The 18,185-nt window shown below is 37.9% G+C and carries 13 protein-coding genes; 2 read left to right on the top strand and 11 right to left on the bottom strand.

The genetic code is table 11. From position 1 onward, the window contains the following. Window positions 1-200: 200 nt before the first annotated feature. From ACTQ54_RS01710 to ACTQ54_RS01665, 10 genes are all read right to left on the bottom strand, one after another. Entirely contained in the window at window positions 201-1,169 is a 969-nt protein-coding gene (locus ACTQ54_RS01710; protein WP_441754108.1) for a LacI family DNA-binding transcriptional regulator, read from the bottom strand. 61 nt (window positions 1,170-1,230) lie between these two features. Beyond that, window positions 1,231-2,451, bottom strand: coding sequence for a glucoamylase family protein (locus ACTQ54_RS01705; protein ID WP_441754106.1), 1,221 nt, complete (start codon window positions 2,449-2,451; stop codon window positions 1,231-1,233). A 43-nt stretch (window positions 2,452-2,494) separates the two neighbouring features. After that, window positions 2,495-3,475 (bottom strand): carbohydrate ABC transporter permease, encoded by a 981-nt coding sequence (locus tag ACTQ54_RS01700; RefSeq protein WP_441754104.1) that lies wholly within the window; start codon window positions 3,473-3,475, stop codon window positions 2,495-2,497. Window positions 3,476-3,486: 11 nt separating this feature from the next. Beyond that, window positions 3,487-4,353 carry a carbohydrate ABC transporter permease gene (locus tag ACTQ54_RS01695; protein ID WP_441754102.1) on the bottom strand — a complete coding sequence of 289 codons (867 nt, stop codon included), beginning with the start codon at window positions 4,351-4,353 and terminating at the stop codon, window positions 3,487-3,489. A gap of 1 nt (window position 4,354) precedes the next feature. Continuing rightward, window positions 4,355-6,631 carry a DUF5696 domain-containing protein gene (locus ACTQ54_RS01690; RefSeq protein ID WP_441754100.1) on the bottom strand — a complete coding sequence of 759 codons (2,277 nt, stop codon included), beginning with the start codon at window positions 6,629-6,631 and terminating at the stop codon, window positions 4,355-4,357. Beyond that, entirely contained in the window at window positions 6,624-8,684 is a 2,061-nt protein-coding gene (locus ACTQ54_RS01685) for a YIP1 family protein (protein WP_441754098.1), read from the bottom strand. The genes ACTQ54_RS01690 and ACTQ54_RS01685 overlap by 8 nt, the downstream gene beginning before the upstream one ends. 13 nt (window positions 8,685-8,697) lie before the next feature. Beyond that, a complete protein-coding gene (locus ACTQ54_RS01680) occupies window positions 8,698-9,573 on the bottom strand; it encodes a carbohydrate ABC transporter permease (protein WP_441754096.1) in 876 nt (291 codons plus the stop codon). Between the two features lie 15 nt (window positions 9,574-9,588). Further along, a complete protein-coding gene (locus tag ACTQ54_RS01675) occupies window positions 9,589-10,485 on the bottom strand; it encodes a carbohydrate ABC transporter permease (RefSeq protein WP_441754094.1) in 897 nt (298 codons plus the stop codon). Window position 10,486: 1 nt separating this feature from the next. After that, window positions 10,487-13,411 carry an extracellular solute-binding protein gene (locus tag ACTQ54_RS01670; protein WP_441754092.1) on the bottom strand — a complete coding sequence of 975 codons (2,925 nt, stop codon included), beginning with the start codon at window positions 13,409-13,411 and terminating at the stop codon, window positions 10,487-10,489. Window positions 13,412-13,625: 214 nt separating this feature from the next. Beyond that, window positions 13,626-15,005: an ABC transporter substrate-binding protein gene (locus ACTQ54_RS01665; RefSeq protein ID WP_441754090.1), complete on the bottom strand. Its 1,380-nt coding sequence runs from the start codon at window positions 15,003-15,005 to the stop codon at window positions 13,626-13,628. Window positions 15,006-15,368: 363 nt separating this feature from the next. On the opposite strand from ACTQ54_RS01665, the gene ACTQ54_RS01660 reads away from it, so the two are divergent. Next, complete coding sequence (locus ACTQ54_RS01660) at window positions 15,369-15,782, top strand: OsmC family protein (protein WP_441754088.1); 414 nt, start codon at window positions 15,369-15,371, stop codon at window positions 15,780-15,782. Between the two features lie 114 nt (window positions 15,783-15,896). Continuing rightward, complete coding sequence (locus ACTQ54_RS01655; RefSeq protein ID WP_441754087.1) at window positions 15,897-16,598, top strand: glucosamine-6-phosphate deaminase; 702 nt, start codon at window positions 15,897-15,899, stop codon at window positions 16,596-16,598. A gap of 1,013 nt (window positions 16,599-17,611) precedes the next feature. On the opposite strand, the gene ACTQ54_RS01650 is transcribed toward ACTQ54_RS01655, so the two are convergent. Continuing rightward, entirely contained in the window at window positions 17,612-18,166 is a 555-nt protein-coding gene (locus tag ACTQ54_RS01650; protein WP_441754086.1) for a hypothetical protein, read from the bottom strand. Window positions 18,167-18,185 lie beyond the last annotated feature (19 nt).

The following is an 18,185-nucleotide window of genomic DNA, read 5'->3' as shown; positions in this document are numbered from 1 at the left end:
TTTGGCAAACGTAAGGAACTCAACACAATTTACTGTAACCCGCTTGGCAAACACAGGGAACTAAATCAAATTTAGGGTAACCCGTTTGGCAAACGCAGGGAACTAAATCCAATTTAGGGTAACCCGTTTGGCAACGCAAAAAAAACTCTTCAAAAGCGCTGCGGTTCGCAACACTTCTAAAAGAGTTTTAGCAGAGATATTTATTTAGGGGTTCCAAGAGATCCGCCTTCTGTTAGGTGGACGGGTAGCCAAAGTTTTTTGGCAGGTTTGTTTTTGAGCATGTCATGTAGCATGTCGCTGATCATGTCGCTCCAGAGTTCAATTTCATAACCGACACTGGTTAGACGTGGGGTCACGATTTGTCCGAGTTCCGAATTATCAAAACCGGCGATCAGAATATCCTGACCGACTTTTAAATCGGTATTCAATAAATAACGGTAAACACCAACGGCCATCTCATCGTTAAAGGAAATCACTTTAAGAGGTTCGCCAGTGTATTTTTCATGCAAGGTTTTTCCGGCATAATAACCGGAAAGTTCCGTGAATTTCCCTGGAATAATTTCATAGTCGTGTTCATGTTCGTCCAGCCATTCAATCGTATGATTCAAGCGTTGCGAATTATCAAATGAATTATCGGGACCGCTAATAATGTAGATTTTTTCCGATGGCGTATTCGTCAAGCGGGTTAGGACCTGCTCTACCCCACTGTAATTATCCACTAAAACTTGCCCTACTCGATCAGATTCAATCTCTCGATCAAGTACTACAAACTTGCGTCCCATTTTAGTGTATTTCAAAATATCTTCTGTTGAAAACTTCCAGTCTAATATTACAGCTGCATCGACCATTTGCTCAGGAATAAAGCGATGTGACTTTATTCCTGTACAAACGATCATTTCATAGTGATATTTTTCAAGTGAAATCTTCAAAGCATCCAGTAAACGACCATAGAAGTTTCCCCCAAAGTCGGCCAAATAAATAGCGACGACATCAGTTGCTTTTGTCTTTAAAGTTCGAGCAGCACGATTGGGTATATAATTCATTTCATCTGCAATTTTTATAATTCTTTGACGTGTTTTCTCATTGACCTTATCAACACCATTTAGGGCGTATGACACAGTTGAAATAGAAACGCCAGCAGCTTTAGCAATGTCTTTGATATTAACCACGTAATCGTCACTCCTCTATATTCCTAAGTAAATAATATCATTAACGCAAGCTTTAAGATACTTAATCTTTAACAAAACCAAGCATCTCAGCACCGCGTTGGACAACTGGATGTTGCATGTATAAATCCCAAATTAAACCTGTTTCGTAATTTTCAATCATTAACAAGCCAATTCCTTTATCAATCCCGATATCACGCTCTGCAATCCAAATTTCATCTTCTTCCCAATTATAGGCATCTAAGAATCCATATTCGCCCCATAAACCTGGCACTTCGTTATAGAAGTATTCAACGGCTTTTTTTGTTTCTTCAGGCGTAAATACTAATGAACCTAATGCTGCACATGGTGCAATCGTACCATCATTAAAGAACTCAATCTCATGACCGGTTACGTAAGGTGGCGCACCGTAAGCACGGTAACCATTTGGCCCATCACAAGCTGTCCAGCCCCATGAATTCTCATGATAGGTCTTGAAGCCATTTGGATTATCGACTGCATATTGACGTTGAGCTAAGGTCGCATTAACGGAATTTTCATGCCAATCTACACCATTTTTGTCTTTAATGCCTTGGAAATTAAACCAAGCATGTGAGAATTGGTGAGTAAACAAAGGATTATTAACTGCTGAGATAAATTTGTAATCACTGTATTCAGCATCTAAACGGTCAAAACCGTCATAAATTTCAACTGGTACAGGATGTGTCGGTGATGCAACACCTAAAATATAGGTCATTAATTGTTCCGAATAGTTCCCCCAGTGTCCAAAACCACCCTTATCTTCTTGAATACCCATAAAGTATAAGTTGTGTGGCTCATCATAATAGACATTCCAATCAATGCGCTCATAAATCTGATCGAATAATGTAGCACACTCACCACCAAAATAAGATGCCGCTACGATAGCACCATTTAAAAACAATGCCGTATCGATAATGGATGGACAGTCATAAAAAGGTAAATTCTTCTCAGCTGTTTCCATATCTAAAAAGTGATAAAAGAAACCTTTATAATGTTCTGCATGATTCCAGAAAGTTTCTAATGTACCTTGTGCACGTTGCAGCCCTTCTTCTTTCGTAATCCAACCGCGCTCAATGGCAATCGGATAACTACTTAAAGCAAAACCAACCGCTGCAATACTCGCCATTTGACGATTATGTTTACCACTTCCATCTCGAACTAGACCATATCCTTTGCTATTTGGGTCTGTATTAGCTTCCTTCCAAAAATAATCAAAGCTCGCGCGAGCTTCTAATTGAAGTATTTCTTCTACAGTTTTCGGCATAATTATCTCCTTTAAAATCTTTTTATAACATTTTAATACAATACTACTCACCCGTAATACCGGATTTATCAATACTATCAACAAACCATCTTTGCGCAATAAAGTAAATAATGAGTAATGGAATGATTGATAGTAAGGTTGCTGCTAATTCAATTGCCTCGTTAATTCCACCTAAGCCATCGACATTTTGTCCGGCTGGGAACATGCTATTGTAGGAAGACACAAAGCGTTGCAATTCTAACTGCAAGGTCGTTAAGGAATCCCCAAAATAGATCGAAGCCAAGTAAGTCTCATTCCAATACCAAACAAGCGAGAACAAGAACGAAATGATAAAGGCTGACGCGGCCATTGGAACCGCAACTCGTGTAAATACCGTAAACTCATTCGCCCCATCCAATCGTGCCGCTTCAATCAAGGATGTTGGAATATTTTTAAAGTTCTGATAGAAAATCAAAATAAATATCGCGCTATTAATCCCTTGGCCTAAGCCCGCTGGAATTAGATAAGCTAAAATACTACCCAAAATACCTAAACGATTAAATAAAATATAGGTAGGAATAACCGTAACTTGTGAAGGTACCAAGAAAGTTGCTAAGACCAAGCCTAACAATAGCTTATGCCCTGGAAAACGATAGCGTCCAAAACCATAGCCTACTAAAGCAGCGACTAGAGTTTGGGCAATCGACGGTAACACAGCTACAATGATCGTTTGACCTAAAGTAGCGACATAATCTAATACTTCATAAGCTTTTCGAATGTTTTCTGTATAAAACTCTGTTGGAATCCAATTTACCGAACTATTAATCAAGTCTCCCATATTTTTAAAACTGGTAGAAATCATATAAAGTAACGGTAAAATAAAACAAAATCCAATCGCAATTAACAAAGTATAGGTTAAGAAACGGCGAAAGAAACCAACATTTTGATTACTTCCAAACAACATTTTGTGGATGCGTGACTGCCCTTTATTTTTCTTTGGTCGACTTGAAAGGGGCATAACACGTCTTCTTTTCGTTGAATCCATTATTTCCCCTCCTATCTCGTACTACTCTTGCGACTAAAGAACCACAGCACACCAACAAAAACTAATAAAATAACAATAATCATTAAGAAATACAGCCATGATAAAGCAGAGGAATAACCAAAGCCTGTCTCAATTTGGAACATATTCGCTTGAATATGATCAATCACTTGATTTAAGCCAGAGACGGAATACATCACTGTTGTGTAGATGATATTAACTAAAATCATCGGATACAGGCTTGGCAAAGTGATTTTCCAAAACGCTTCCCAACCTGATGCCCCATCAATGGCGGCGGCTTCGTAAACTTGCTTATCCACTTTTTGTAAAGCTGAAATAAATATCAGAATTTGAACCCCAGAGAACCAAAGTAGAATAATGATATTATTTACAATATAAGTAATAACACTACCAATCACACTTCCCATCTGCGTTGTCAAAAAGACATATAAGGGATCTGTGTCGACAAAAGGAATGGACGTAATGCCTAATCCAATCAATTTATCCAAGACTGGCCCACTGGAAATAATGACTGGCAAGAAGAACAATGTTCTGAAAAAGCCTTTAAAGCGAATCGGTTGATTCAGTAATACAGCGATAATCAAAGCCAGAATAACAATTAAAGGAACAGCAATGAAAATCTCTCGTAAGAAATTAACCATGCGGTTAATAAATTCAATGTCTCCCGTTAGAGCTTGTTGAAAATTTTGGAATTGCACTGGCTGCGTTTGAATCCCCGTCGAGGTAATCCGCACGGATTGGAAACTCAAATAGATAGAATAGCCTAAAGGAAAAAGGGTCAAGATTAAAAATCCAATAATCCAAGGTGAAACAAATAAGTAACCTTTGAGATTGGTGATCCAGTTTAGTTTCTTTTTCACTTTATTCAACTCCTTCCAAAATTAAATAATCCATAGCAGCAACCTCAAATGAATCATTTGTAAAAGCTTCATTGGTATAGTTAATGACAATGTTAACGCCATTTGAATAGCCTACTTCAACTACTCCATTCGCTAACAACTCACGGCTAGTGATGGTTGCTGCACGCGTAGCTTCATATACCGGCAAATATTGTTGATAATAGTGAACGATGTTTTCATGCCAGCCATCGGCTTGAGTTGTATATAAGTCACTAGACGGCGTATCAATCAAGAGAATTGGATTTTCCTGAGTTAAGATAAACGAAGGAAGAGCTCCATATTCAATATTTTGCAATAAATTTTGCGTTTGATCAGCGGAGAAATTGGCAAATGGTGCATAATAGTTTACATAGCCTTTTAAGACAATTTGCATAAACGGAACAACATCTGAAAAATAAGTATAATTGGAATGTTTCATGGAAATATCATAAATACTATCAGTCCATTCCCATACATAAGCATTCGCATCATAAAAATTTAATTTGTTCCCCATAGCTGAACTTAAATCAGCAACTAATGCTTGATGCAAACGTTTCGTGACTTCACGTGTAAACTGATTTCCAGGATTAAAGGTCGCAAAAAGTTCTTGCCCTAAGCGATCAATCGCAAGATGATGAATATGTGAATCTTGGTATTGGGCTACATCTCTCATAGCCAATTCGTAACTACCATTGGGTAACATCAAATTAACAGGAAGTTCCTCTTTGAGAATTTCAATATCTTGTGAATTCACTTGCTGGGCATAATTGTTCGCATTAACGCCAGCAGCTACGGTGGTAGCTGACACATAGTCGGCATAGAAACTAATGTCAATTCCATGTTGACTTAAGTCAGCTTGCAATTCTTCCAATTCCGCCACAGAACCTATTTGGTTGGCTACAGGAAATTTATTCGGAAGATTTTGCGACATCCCGCCAATGTTCCAGCCACGGTAAACAACTTCCAATTCCTTCATGTCTTGCTCGAGATATTTATTTAAAATATCACGCATTTGGCTAATGGTTGTCATCGTGATGTAGGAGTCAAAAATGAGGCCCTGTTCGGTTTCTCCTCCTAAAAACTCCAATCGCATCATATTAGCAGGATTTTCAAGAGGACTTAAAACCCCTTTTTCAACTAAATACTGCTGATAATCAAGTGCCATGCCAACGTAAGATGCATCCTCTTCACTTAGGAAATGATACTCCAGATTAACATTGAAACGATTCATAGGGTTCGTAAACAAGTTTACAGTTTGCGACCCACTACTATTGGTAGGTTGCTGGTAACTGTGACGGTAAATGAAATTACTGGTCACCCAGTTAAAATCGGTCGCTAAACCTGCTACCTGCGCTTCAATTTGAGCATAAGTATCACCATCGTTAATAATTCCCAACATGGCATGTTGACCATGTCCGTGAACGGCTCCAAAGACCGGCATATGCACACGTTCTACAACTTTAATTTCTGGGCTTAAGCGATTAACCCGAATCCCAGCATCTTGTCCATAAACCGAAGATACGTAAGGCGAACGCATTAAATTATCATTTTGATAATTAATTAAGGCGCCTGATCCATCAGGAACAAAAATATAGCCTGGAACTGAGGCTTCCTTGGTTGCCCCTAGGAAAGGATAAATGGTTAGCTGCATTAAACGGGCATTCTCATTTTCCACAATATGAGCCACTGGAACGTCTACGGATATCCCTTGGTCTGTTAAAGAAACAACTAGGCGCAAGGCTAATTCTGATGGTAAAACAATATCGGCTTGAAAACCATCATCCATTTGGACTAAATCAATCGTTGTTCCCTCAGATAAAATATTCTCTGTGGCTGTTTTATTATCTGCAGTAATAATTTCAGCCGTAATCGCTGATGCAACAAAGGCTTGCCAAGTCGCATTCAAGCGCTCATTATCCATGTCGTCCAGCGTAGAAGACCAGGTATAACTATCAGCCGTATTAATGACTTTAATCGCTAGAGAAGTTGGTTCAACATACAATTGAAACTGATCATTTTCTGCCATTAAGTCAAAGCCATCTAAACGATCATTGAATTGTGTGATTTTACTTTCATCGGTATCGATAAGTCCACTGTCGACATTTTCTTCAATGTCTTCTTCTGTAATAATCTCTTCTATCTCAACATCATCCAGTTCTTCTTGCGCAAAGATATTCGAAAGTGGCGTAAACATCCATTGGCTCGTTAGGCCAACCAGCATGAGCATACGCCAATATTTATTTGTCTTTTGATTAAACACGTAGACTCACCTCCCGAATAATGGAATCAACAAATTCATAAATTTGTGTCAACAACAAGTAAATAACATAAACGACAACTAAGAAAATAAAGATTAAGAACAAAGTCACCACGATATTACGAACAGTTTCCCAAAAAGTAAAATCATGGATTTCCTTAACCATCATAAAGAGTAAAAAGAGTGTATATACCACTAAAATACTCAAGAAAAGTTCGTAAACAAAGGCTTCATTATAAGTAAATATATTCGACATAATAATCAATGGAATCCCACCGATTAAAAATGGTGAAAACGCGTAGGCAGTCCCGATCGTTAATTCTTTAATCGTTCCTTCCCCATCAGTAATCGTACTAACTAAATAGTTCATCGAAACAAAAAGTACAACAGCAGCAATTAACAAGAATATAATGAATAAAATATTCATCGACTCGGTTAATTCTAGATTAAACAAGAAGCCTGTAAAGTAGTTATACAGAACAAAGATTCCGATAAGAGCGGCATAAATCACCATTGCAGTTGGAATAGATCCAATTCGTTTAATCGTAATTTCATAAAAGACATCGACTGGTTTAGTGATGACGTAACGAATCGATTTAAGATCCATCTTCAGATTCGATTGCGGTTCTGGGTTCAAGAAATCATAACTAGAAGCCGCCTCTTCAATCTTATCTTGCTGCGTCACTTTTTCTTCTTTTTTGATAAATCGACGATAGATGGCTCTTAAAACAAAGAAAGCGATGAGAATAGCGACGATAATGAGCGCATATTGTTGCAACCATTGATTCCTTATTTCCCAAAATGATTGGGAATAACCGCCATAAGCTTTACCTAATTCATATTGCTCAAGCGCTTCTTCGTAACGCTGTTCTTTGTATAAAGCATCCCCCATCCCATTTCGGGCTAAAACATAGGAAGGATTCAAATTCAACACTTCTTGCCAAAATGAAGAACTTTCAATGTAACGGCCATCTTCATAAAGAGCTAAACCAGCATGAATTTCACGAGCAAAAGCTGTCGCCGAAAAACGTTGAACAACGCCACCTTCTGCATCTAGAACATATAAAATTCCATCTTCATCCACTTCAATCGCTGATGGTCGAATAAATATCCCCAAACGTTGGGTCGTTGTATCCTGACTACCAAAAGAAAAAAGCAGATTCCCGTAACGAGTAAATTCACTAATCGTTCCTTGGGAAGTTAACACATAAAATCTGTTTTGCGGTCCCACGGTGACATCAATGGGATTTGTCGGATTGAAGGTATTATCAATCATGTTTTCGCCAGCGATATTTAATTTCTTGACACTTTCATTATTCAAAGCAGAAGTAACCGTATAGACTGCTCCTTCGGCATCCATCGTGATGTTTGTTGGCGCCGGTGGTAAGTTACTAAAGACGCGCGCATTCATCGCATCCGTTAAGAAAATATCTCTTAGGGTTTGAATGAAACCAGCTTCAACCGCATTGGCACCAAAGAAACCTAGAAATTCGCCTTCGGCATTTAATTGAATCAAACCATTGGTCGAACCTTCCCCAACAATGTACAAATTACCTCGCACATCCACATAAAGTTTAACGGGACTAAAAGGTGTTTTGGCTCCGAATAAGGGACTGGTTGGGCGTTCAAATTCTTGGACTAATTCGCCATTCGGATTGAATTTAAAAACCTTTTGCGCTACCCCATCCGCAACATAAACATTGTTTTCTTGGTCTAACGCAAGTCCAGTCGGCGTCATTAAGACTTCTTGCCCGAATTGTTGGACCATCGTTCCATCTTTTTCTAAAACAAAGACTTGCCGTGCTCTTGAATCAACAATATACAACAAGTCATTGGCAATGACTAAGTCTTCAGGTAACATCAATTCTTCATGTGTAATTACATCCACCGGCGCATAAGCATCTTGAACTTGAATCAGTTGTCCATCAGCTGAATATGAGTAGGTTTTTGACGTTGACTGGGCTTGGACCAAATTTACACTAGATTGAGCCAGAAATATCATCAGTGTTGTCAATACGAACATAAGCCGTATTGTCCAAGGAGATTGTTTCTTCATGACAATTCCTCCTCTACTTAATTCCAGAATGAGCCATTGTATCCATCACTTGTTTTTGCATGAAGATAAAGATGACTAAATTCGGAATAAACATAATTAAAGCAGCTGCCGCACTCATACCTTGCCCGGCAACCGTATTACCTTGCTGTGAAGATAAAGTACTCATATAAAATGCAAAAGTTTTTAATTCTTCGTTATTTATATATAAATCACTAACTTCCACATTGTTCCAAGTAGCTTGGAAAGCTAAAATTGCGACGGTCGCAATGGCCGGTTTTAACATCGGTAAAATAATTCTAAAGTAAATCGTTAAATCTCCTGCCCCATCGACAACCGCTGCCTCGATGACTTCATCAGGTATTTGATCAATATTTTGCTTAATCAAAAAGAGTCCGACAGGTAATGCTAAGGCAGGTAAAATATGCGCCCAAAAAGTATTAATAATCCCTAAGTTTTCAATCACTAAATAACGCGGAATAGCAACAGCGGTTGCCACAAACATTAACGAAACAGTATTGATTTCATTGATCACATATTTACCACGGAATTCTTTTTTGGATAAAGCATAGCCTGCCATCGTACCAATAATAACCGTCAACACTACAACGACCGAACACACCACAATACTGTTAAATAAATATCGCAGCATCGGCGTTGAGTTAGAATTCGCACTTGAAAACAAATTTTTAAAGTTTTGCCAAGTTGGATTTTGAACAATAAAGGTTGGTGGAAAAGCAAATAGTTCGTCGATTGGCTTAAAGGCATGATTGAAAATATAAACAATCGGTAAGCCCATAAAGATTGCTAGCGGAATTAAGACGGCATAAAACTTTAATTGACTTCTGTGATATCGTTTTGGATTAATTTTCATCCCTTGAAAAGATGCCATTTTTACTCCCCCTTTCTAGTCTGGTCCAAAGAGTTTATTAGCAACACGTGAGAATCCATAAATTAACAACAGTAATAGGACAGATATCCCTGCCGCATAGCCCATCTCATAACGGATAAAACCGTAGTCTTCAATATGGTTGACCATTAATTGACCTGCATATTGAGGCGTTGGGTTAGATCCGGATAATGCGACCCCAATATAACCGGATTGGAAGGCATTTACGACCGCCATTACTGCCCCGAATAACATTTGAGGTCTCATCGCTGGTACCGTAATATAAACAATTTCTTGGAATCTATTACTCAAACCATCGATGTAGGCTGCTTCATAAAGCTCAGGATTAATATTTAAAATCCCTGATAACATAGCTAAGAAACCAACCCCCATACTAGACCATAGTGAAACGATAATCATGATATTCATTAAATAATCAGGCGATTGTAAAAATTGAATGGGCTGTTGAATGACATTAAAACGCATCAAAACACTGTTTAAATAACCGGATGCATCACCACTAAAGATAATGGTCCACAAAACCGTCATAGCCACACCAGCGGTCATCGATGGTGAATACATAATCAGGGCTAAAATATTTCGTGGTCCTTTTGGAATTTGAGCTAACATCCATGCCACTAAAAAGGATATAACATAGCCTCCAGGGCCTACCACAATCGCAAAGCGTAAAGTATTAGGTAAAACATACTGCATAAAAACTTCATCTTGAGTTAATAAGGTAATGTAGTTACTAATACCCGCCCAGGTTGGAAATTGGATGGCATCAAAATAGAAAAATGACAGTAACATTGCTATTAATACCGGGACAATAATAAATACCCCAAATAACAATAGATAAGGTAATAGAAAACCCCATGCTGTCTTTTGATTTTTTGAAAGAGCCGTTGCTGCCATATTAATCCCCCCAACTTTCAACAGTTTCGACTGTTGGTATTTTATATGGTTTAACTACTTGATTATCTTCTATGTAACCAAACTCGGTCATCTTTTTCCTTACTTCACGATCGGCATAAATAATACTATCGTCGACTGTCGCACGAATATTAGCGCCATAGAAAACAATATCGGTCCAAACATTAGAGATTTCACGTTCAATCATATAAGAGCCTGGAATTTTTGGTACTTCTTTTAACTGAGACCATTGCTCTAAAATAATATCTTTGTCTGATTCAGGCCAGGGCAGTTGACTAAAAGCCTCCAAGTTGGCCGTATGCCACATAAACTCTGGACCGTAGGCTGTTTGTATTTCAGAAGCAAAGGCAATTTGCACATCGGCACTCGTCCACCATTTTAAGAACTCCCAGCTTTCATCTGGATAATCTGTTTTACTGAAAATCATTGCCGTTTGTGCGGATCCTGTTGATTGACGATTAATAGTGCCATCATCTTGTTCGACGCCTGGATACAAGGCCAACTTCCATGAATTTCTTATTTCAGGTGCAGCCGATGTTAATTGGACATAGGTTTGGAAGTTTGAAATACCAATCGGTAATTCTCCATATCGGAAAGAATTGTAAAAATTCGGTACTTGTAATGGAATACTATATAAGGTATATAAATCCGTCATAAATTTAATACCTGCTAAAGCTTCCTCAGAATCAATAGCGGTTGACATACCATCTTCAGCATAAATTTCTCCACCAAATTGATAAATAAATGGTGCCGTAAACATAAATGGTTTTGATCCAGCCGTACTCGATAAAGGTATGTAGAAATTCATCCCCGCTCTTTGTAACTCAGGTAAAATATTGACCACATCTTGCCAAGTATCAGGGACAGGTAAACCTAACTCATTCATAATATCTTCACGATAGAAGAGAACATAGAAGTCTTGTGTTTCTGGTAAACCGTAGGCTTGATCATCGAGCATTAAAGGCAGGAATGCCCCTTCTGAAAAACGGGTTGAAACTTCTTCAAAATCATCAAATTGATTTAAGCTCAAAGCAGCGCCTCGAATGGCTAATTCAAACGGCTGACCCACACTAACACCTAAAGCAACGTCTGGTTGTTGATTGGCTGAATTGGCTAAAATAATTTTAGACTCATTCGGCATAACTGATAATTTCACTTTAATCCCTGTTTCTTCAGTAAATTCACGGTCAACCATAGCTTGCATAATCTCAACATATTGTTGCGACCGCCCTACCCAAACTTCGATTGTTCCTTCTTCAACATCGGTAATATCCATATTGGGCTGAGTAAATGAATAGTAAAATTCTTGTGCTTTACTCACAGCCACGTCCGTCCAAGAAGCATTCGCAGCAGGTAATTTAGCATCGGTTTGATGAACAAAAATTTGGTCTAATTGTAATGGGCCCTTTTGTAATTCGACTACCAAATTCCCCATTGCTTGAGTGACAGACCCTGTTCCTTGGGATAATTCACCTAAGTTATTAGGCAAATCATTTGGATCTTCTTTTAAGGTTTTTAAACGGTCGATAATCACTTGTAGCGATACTTGATCAGGCGGGGTCACATCTTGATCATACAGCTGCGCTAACAAATCATAATCAGCTTCCAATTGACTAATCCATCCATCGAATTGTTCCATCAGGTTTGGCATATAATCCATAATTTCCCAATCACGATTCGAATCGATTCGATTACCGGTCAATTGGTTCAATTGAAGTCCTAACTGATTAATTTCTTGCATCATCTGTGTTAAACTTTCAACAATTGGGGTTAATAAGGAAATATCAACTTCTAAAGTCAATTGATTCGTACCTTCATTTAAATAAAATAAATACGGTTCCCCATTATCATCCGCTAAAGTTTGATTAACCCAACTGTCACTTGGAGTCAGACGATAATGCTTCATTTCAGCAAAAGGAATTTCCCCATTTAAATAAATATGTCTAAAAACAGGTGCTTTTTGCTTGGTATTTTGCAAGCTTTTTAAAGTTAATTGATATAAGCCAGCTTCTTCTACTTTGATATCCCAAGTCACACGTTGTCCACCACGCTGCCATGAATTACCACCAAAGGTATTTAATAGATTGCTGGTAGGGTCATAGGGATGAACAGAAATTGTTTTTTGGGCAATCGGACGGATATATGAATCGGATTTGGAGGCAGGTTTTTCTGCTTCAATCTCAATTAAACGCTCGCCCTCTTGATTATCCCATTGACTTATGTAAGAAGCATAATTCATGAGTGGTTTAGGTGTTTGAACAGTGACTTGCCCCATCAAAAACTCACCTGCTTGGTGCGTTATTTCGAGCGTATTATTTCCTTCATTCAATTGAACTAATAAGGGATCAGCTTGTTCAAAATTTGGATCATACATAAAACTACTATTCCATTGGGCCAAAGCAATTTGCTCAGGAATCATTTCATGACCATAGTCATTTACTGGAAAAGTATCGGTAGCGTTTGTCCATAAACTTTTGGCAATCACCCGTCGACTTTCATAATAAGGATATTCCCCATTAACTTTTATTGAAAACTCTGGTTCTATTAAGCCGTCATTTAAACGATAATAATCAAAAGCAAGTTGATAGAGACCCGTTTCTGGCACTTCTAACTCTATGATCGATTGACTTCCGTCTTTCATATGAACGACTGAATTTTGATAACCATTCGTTTCTTCTGCACTTACCAGTTCGGCAGTTGAACTTTCATTTTGGTCAGCCAATAGGAAAGATTCGTTATAATCGCTAGGACCCATGCTGTATTCCGCATTCCATTGATCAATGATTTCAGAATAGGAAGGCTCAACTAACCTTGCTACTTCCTCATCTTGAGCAGATACTTGGATGAGTGTTTGCGTACTAATCATCAAAACTAAAATAAATATTGAAAAAAGATTTAATCTTTTCAATGGTTGATGACACCGCATCCTAATTCAGTCCTTTCTATAATAAATTCGTTTAAGCAATAAAAAAGCTAGCTAATGAAGGTCAATGCAAAACCCATAATCATGCGGTCACAAGCGTTATTAGCGATTGCTTCATGCGATGTCCTATGGAATCTCACAGATCAAACCTTTAGCTAGCTTCATTCCATCAATTAAATACTTAACTTTTTACAATCTATTATTGGATTGCTTCCATGGCTTGAACAGCTTCATCATGGGCTGCTTGTGCCAATTCTTGTAATTGTGCGGCATAATCTTGGTAATTGACAGTACCATTAACAGATGCATTAATAATCGCACCGACATTAGCATTTTCTTGGTCACCTACAGAAACACCTGTTGGAGCTTCAAAACGTGATTGTGCATAGCCTGGAACAACTTTTAATGGATCAATCATGGCGTTATCAAGTTTTTCAAATACTTCAGCAACTCCTGGTGCATCAACTAATGACCAGTAACGGTCTAAGTTTTCTTGGTTAGAAGTGATCGGTAATGTATTGAATTGTAAATCATTTTCTTCTGTTAAATCCATACGTGTACTAAATCCTTCAACACCAAATGACATAAATTTAGCAAATTCATAAGCTTCTTGTGGATGTTCAGTACTTGATGCAATACCTAAGAAGTCGTTTACGATAACATTACGGTCACCTGGTAAACCAATAAATGACCAATCAAAGTTAGCTTGTTCAGCCATCGCTGTATTTAACCATGTACCATCATAGTGGAAAGCAACTTGTCCGCTACGGAAAGCTAGACCACCATCATCACCTGACATGCTGTCTTTAACATCTTGTGGTTGATCAGCATAAGTAAAGCCGTTAGCACCTAAGTCACGCGCCATATTCACCCCTTGAGCCATTTCATTGGAATCAAGTGAGAAAGTACCATCTGTACTGTTGTAAGTGAACCAACCAAAGTCAGGATTCATTGCGCCTGGATACCAGTCTGGAATACTACCTGCTTGAACAATCCCAACATAGCCTTGGTTAACGTCTGTTGCTGAACGAACTAATTCAAAGAATTCATCAACAGTAACATCTTCTGTCATTTGTAAGTTTGCATTATTTAAAATGTCATGGTTAACATAGTAACCTAATAAGTGAGTAGCAAACGGCACTGAATAAATACGATCATTAACTTTCGTTGAATCTATCGTTGCTTCAGGAATCTCAGCGAACTCAGGATCTGCTTCAGCAATATCTGTAATATCTAATAACCATTCATTAGTGTAAGCAGTTGGAATACTGTTTAACATAAATACGTCTGGTAAATCACCCGCACTTGCAGCAGTGGCTAATGAACCAGTCCAGTCACTTGTATCGATATTTTGATCAATCACAACTTCTACTTTATCTTGAGAATTATTGTAAGCCTCAATCATTAAGCGCTCAATACCAATTTCTCCTTCAGTACCAAAGTTCCAGTTCGCATAACGTAATTGAATACGATCGCCATCTTGAGCATGAGCTGTCGCTGGTGCAAATAAACTTGTTGTTCCTAACGCTAGCATACCAACAGATAGACCCAGCGAAATTTTTGATAACATTTTTTTCATTCTTTTTCCTCCTAATAGACTCATTTAAAAAGCCAAAATCTCCAAATTTCCAGACAATTGACTCAAGCAACATTGCAACTATTTAAAATTTTTGAGTAAACGTCTCAACCAAACAAATATCAGTGGTATCAACGATTGTATCAAGTTTTCTAAATTTCTTTGAACAAAAGCGAAACGTTTAACTAAAATAATTATAAGCGTTTACAATAATTTTTACAACTATATTCAACTATTTTTTGATGTTTTTTTAGATGAATGCTTGCAAACGTTGTCATATCAATAAATTAACGAACAAAATGTTATTTATTTCTGCTCTTCTATGCTAACATTAAAGTACAAATAAATATTTAGGGAGTGATTGATTTGAGTCAAAAAATCGTTCATGCAGAAAATTTAGATAATTTTGTAACAAAAACCGAAGTTGATCATTTTGAATACGTATTGGATTACGCCGACCGTAATCCAAATAACGAGTCGGTTGGAACAAGTCCAACAGGATTATTAGCCGCTGCTTTAGCAGGATGCTATGTTATGACAGCCCGTTCGTTTTTCCTTGCTCGTAAAATTGATTTTTCTATTTTAAAAGTAAAAATCGTCGCTGATTTCGATCATAAAAATTATGACTGGCGGATGAGTGCTGATACGAATATTCAAACAGATGCCAAGTTAGACGATCGTGAAAAAGAACGATTGGACTACTTTATCAAAAATCATTGTACAGTTTCCAATATCTTAAGTCATGGTAACACCTTAAATACAAGCTTTGACTTTATTTAGTTGATGGATGGGGATATTTATTTAAAAGGGTTAAATAATTTATAGGTGAAATTGACTTCAAAATTACTCCAAGGTACAATGAATGTATAACATCAATGACTAGGAGCGCAAATTATGGAAATTATTAGGGTTAAAAACAAAGAAGAAGGATCACAAAAAGCTTATGAATTGATTCGTGAAGCTCTTGATGGCGGTGCAAAAGTTTTCGGTTTAGCAACGGGGTCTACGCCTGAACTGGTGTATGAAATGTTAAGTGAGAGTGATGTTGATTTTTCCGATGCTGTTTCAGTGAATTTGGATGAATATGTGGGCCTAGCTGGCGACCATGAACAAAGCTATCGTTACTTTATGGAGCAAAAATTGTTTAATGCTAAACCTTTTAAGGCTTCGTATGTGCCAGATGGTTTAAATGAAGAAGCTGCTGAAATTGAAGCTTATGAAAAAGTCTTAGCTGAAAATCCGGTTGACTTACAAATTTTAGGGATTGGTTCAAATGGGCATATTGCATTTAACGAGCCTGGCACACCTTTAGATTCAGTGACGCATAAAGTTGAACTAACCGATTCAACGATTCAAGCGAATAAGCGTTTCTTCGAAAAAGAAGAAGATGTTCCACGTTTTGCCTATACGATGGGCTTGAGTTCAATCATGAAAGGTGAAAAAATTATTTTACTGGCTTTTGGTGAAGCCAAGGCTCAAGCTGTGAAAGATTTAGTGACAGCTCATACTCCAGATGAAGCCATTCCATCAACTGTACTCGTCGATCACCCAAATGTAACAGTCATTGTTGATGAAGCTGCGGCCGCTTTAATCTAATAACTATCTCTTTTTGAGTGCTAACTATGCTGGTGCATGGTTGGCATTTTTTGTTGAGTTTTGGATTCTGAGTGAGATTAAGGACGGGTATTGTCGGTTAATTGGGGGTTTGACTGATATTTGGGAGGCTTATTGTCGGTCGACGGTTGTGTCCACTGTCATTAAAGTCGTTTAATGTCGGTCAACGGCTTCGTTCACCGACATTATAGCTGTTATTGTAGGTCAACGCCCTACAATCGTCAATTTAGGTCCTAAACTTACAGTCAAGAGACCTGACAGTTGAGAACCCAAGACTGATTAGACGAATAACAGGATACTTTTCGTCTGATCCAGGGCCAATCTGACGAATAACTGGCTACTTTTCGTCTAATCCAGAGCCAATCTGACGAATAACAGGATACTTTTCGTCTAATCCAGGGCCAATCTGACGAATAACTGGCAAGGTTTCGTCTGATCCAGGGCCAATCTGACGAACAACAGGCTACTTTTCGTCTGATTCAGGACCAATCTGACGAATAACTGGCAAGGTTTCGTCTGATCTAGGGCCAATCTGACGAATAACAGGCTACTTTCCGTCTGATCCAGTGCTATTCTGGCACTTAATAGACATTTTTACGTCAGAACCGCAACTTATTCAATTTACACAATTTTATGGACTTGACTAACTGCTTCGTTCACCGATTAAAAGCGGTTATTGTAGGTCAACAACTTCGTTCACATACATTAAAGTCAGTTATTGTATGCCATCGGCTTCGTTCACCTACATTAAAGTCGTTTAATGTAGGTCAACGCCATCTTTTACATACATTAAAGCCAATTATTGTAGGTCAACGCCATCTTTCACATACATTAAAGCCAGTTATTGTAGGCCAACAACTTCGTTCACCGACATTAAAAACACCTTACCTCGGTTACAACACAAAAAAAGAAATTACTAACTCATCAGTGAACTAGTAATTTCTTTTTATTTAACTGAAATCTTTTGCCCATCCAGTTTCCGAAGATATTTATTTTTAGACGGCTATAAAATCATAGTCAGTATTTTGAGGAATAAAGACTAATATAATAACGGCAAAAGGATGGCAGGCTGCATAAAAAGGGGCTACTTCATCGGATTCTACTGTAGCAATCAGTGAACCGAATGCCGGTGCTGCTGTCATAGCGCCTGTGGAACAAGCTAAAGCGCCAAATAGTGGGATTTTGAACACATAATAAGCTAAGGAAAAACTTAACAAACACATAAGCGTCGTCATAACCACGCCTAATAGGAATAATAAGATACCGTATTCTTCAATGACTTCAATAAAGCCTGCTCCTGCATCAACACCATATCGTATTAAAAATAAGACCAGACCTAAATTTCGCAACAGATCTAAATGCGATTTTGATATATCGAGGTTGATTTTGCTAATTCGACGGAAATGACCAATAATGAGTCCAACAATCAAAGGACCACCTGAATTACCAAAACTAAATATCACATTATTACCAATAGGAACTTTGATACTACCAAACAAAATACCGAGAAAAGCGGTTAAAACAAAGACTAGAATTCCACATTTATTCAAATTGATTAAATTTAAAGGT

The organism is Fundicoccus sp. Sow4_H7, assembly GCF_052115865.1.
GTDB lineage: Bacteria > Bacillota > Bacilli > Lactobacillales > Aerococcaceae > Fundicoccus_A.
Note: the sequence above shows the minus strand (reverse complement) of the source record. Positions and strands in the feature narration are given on the sequence as shown.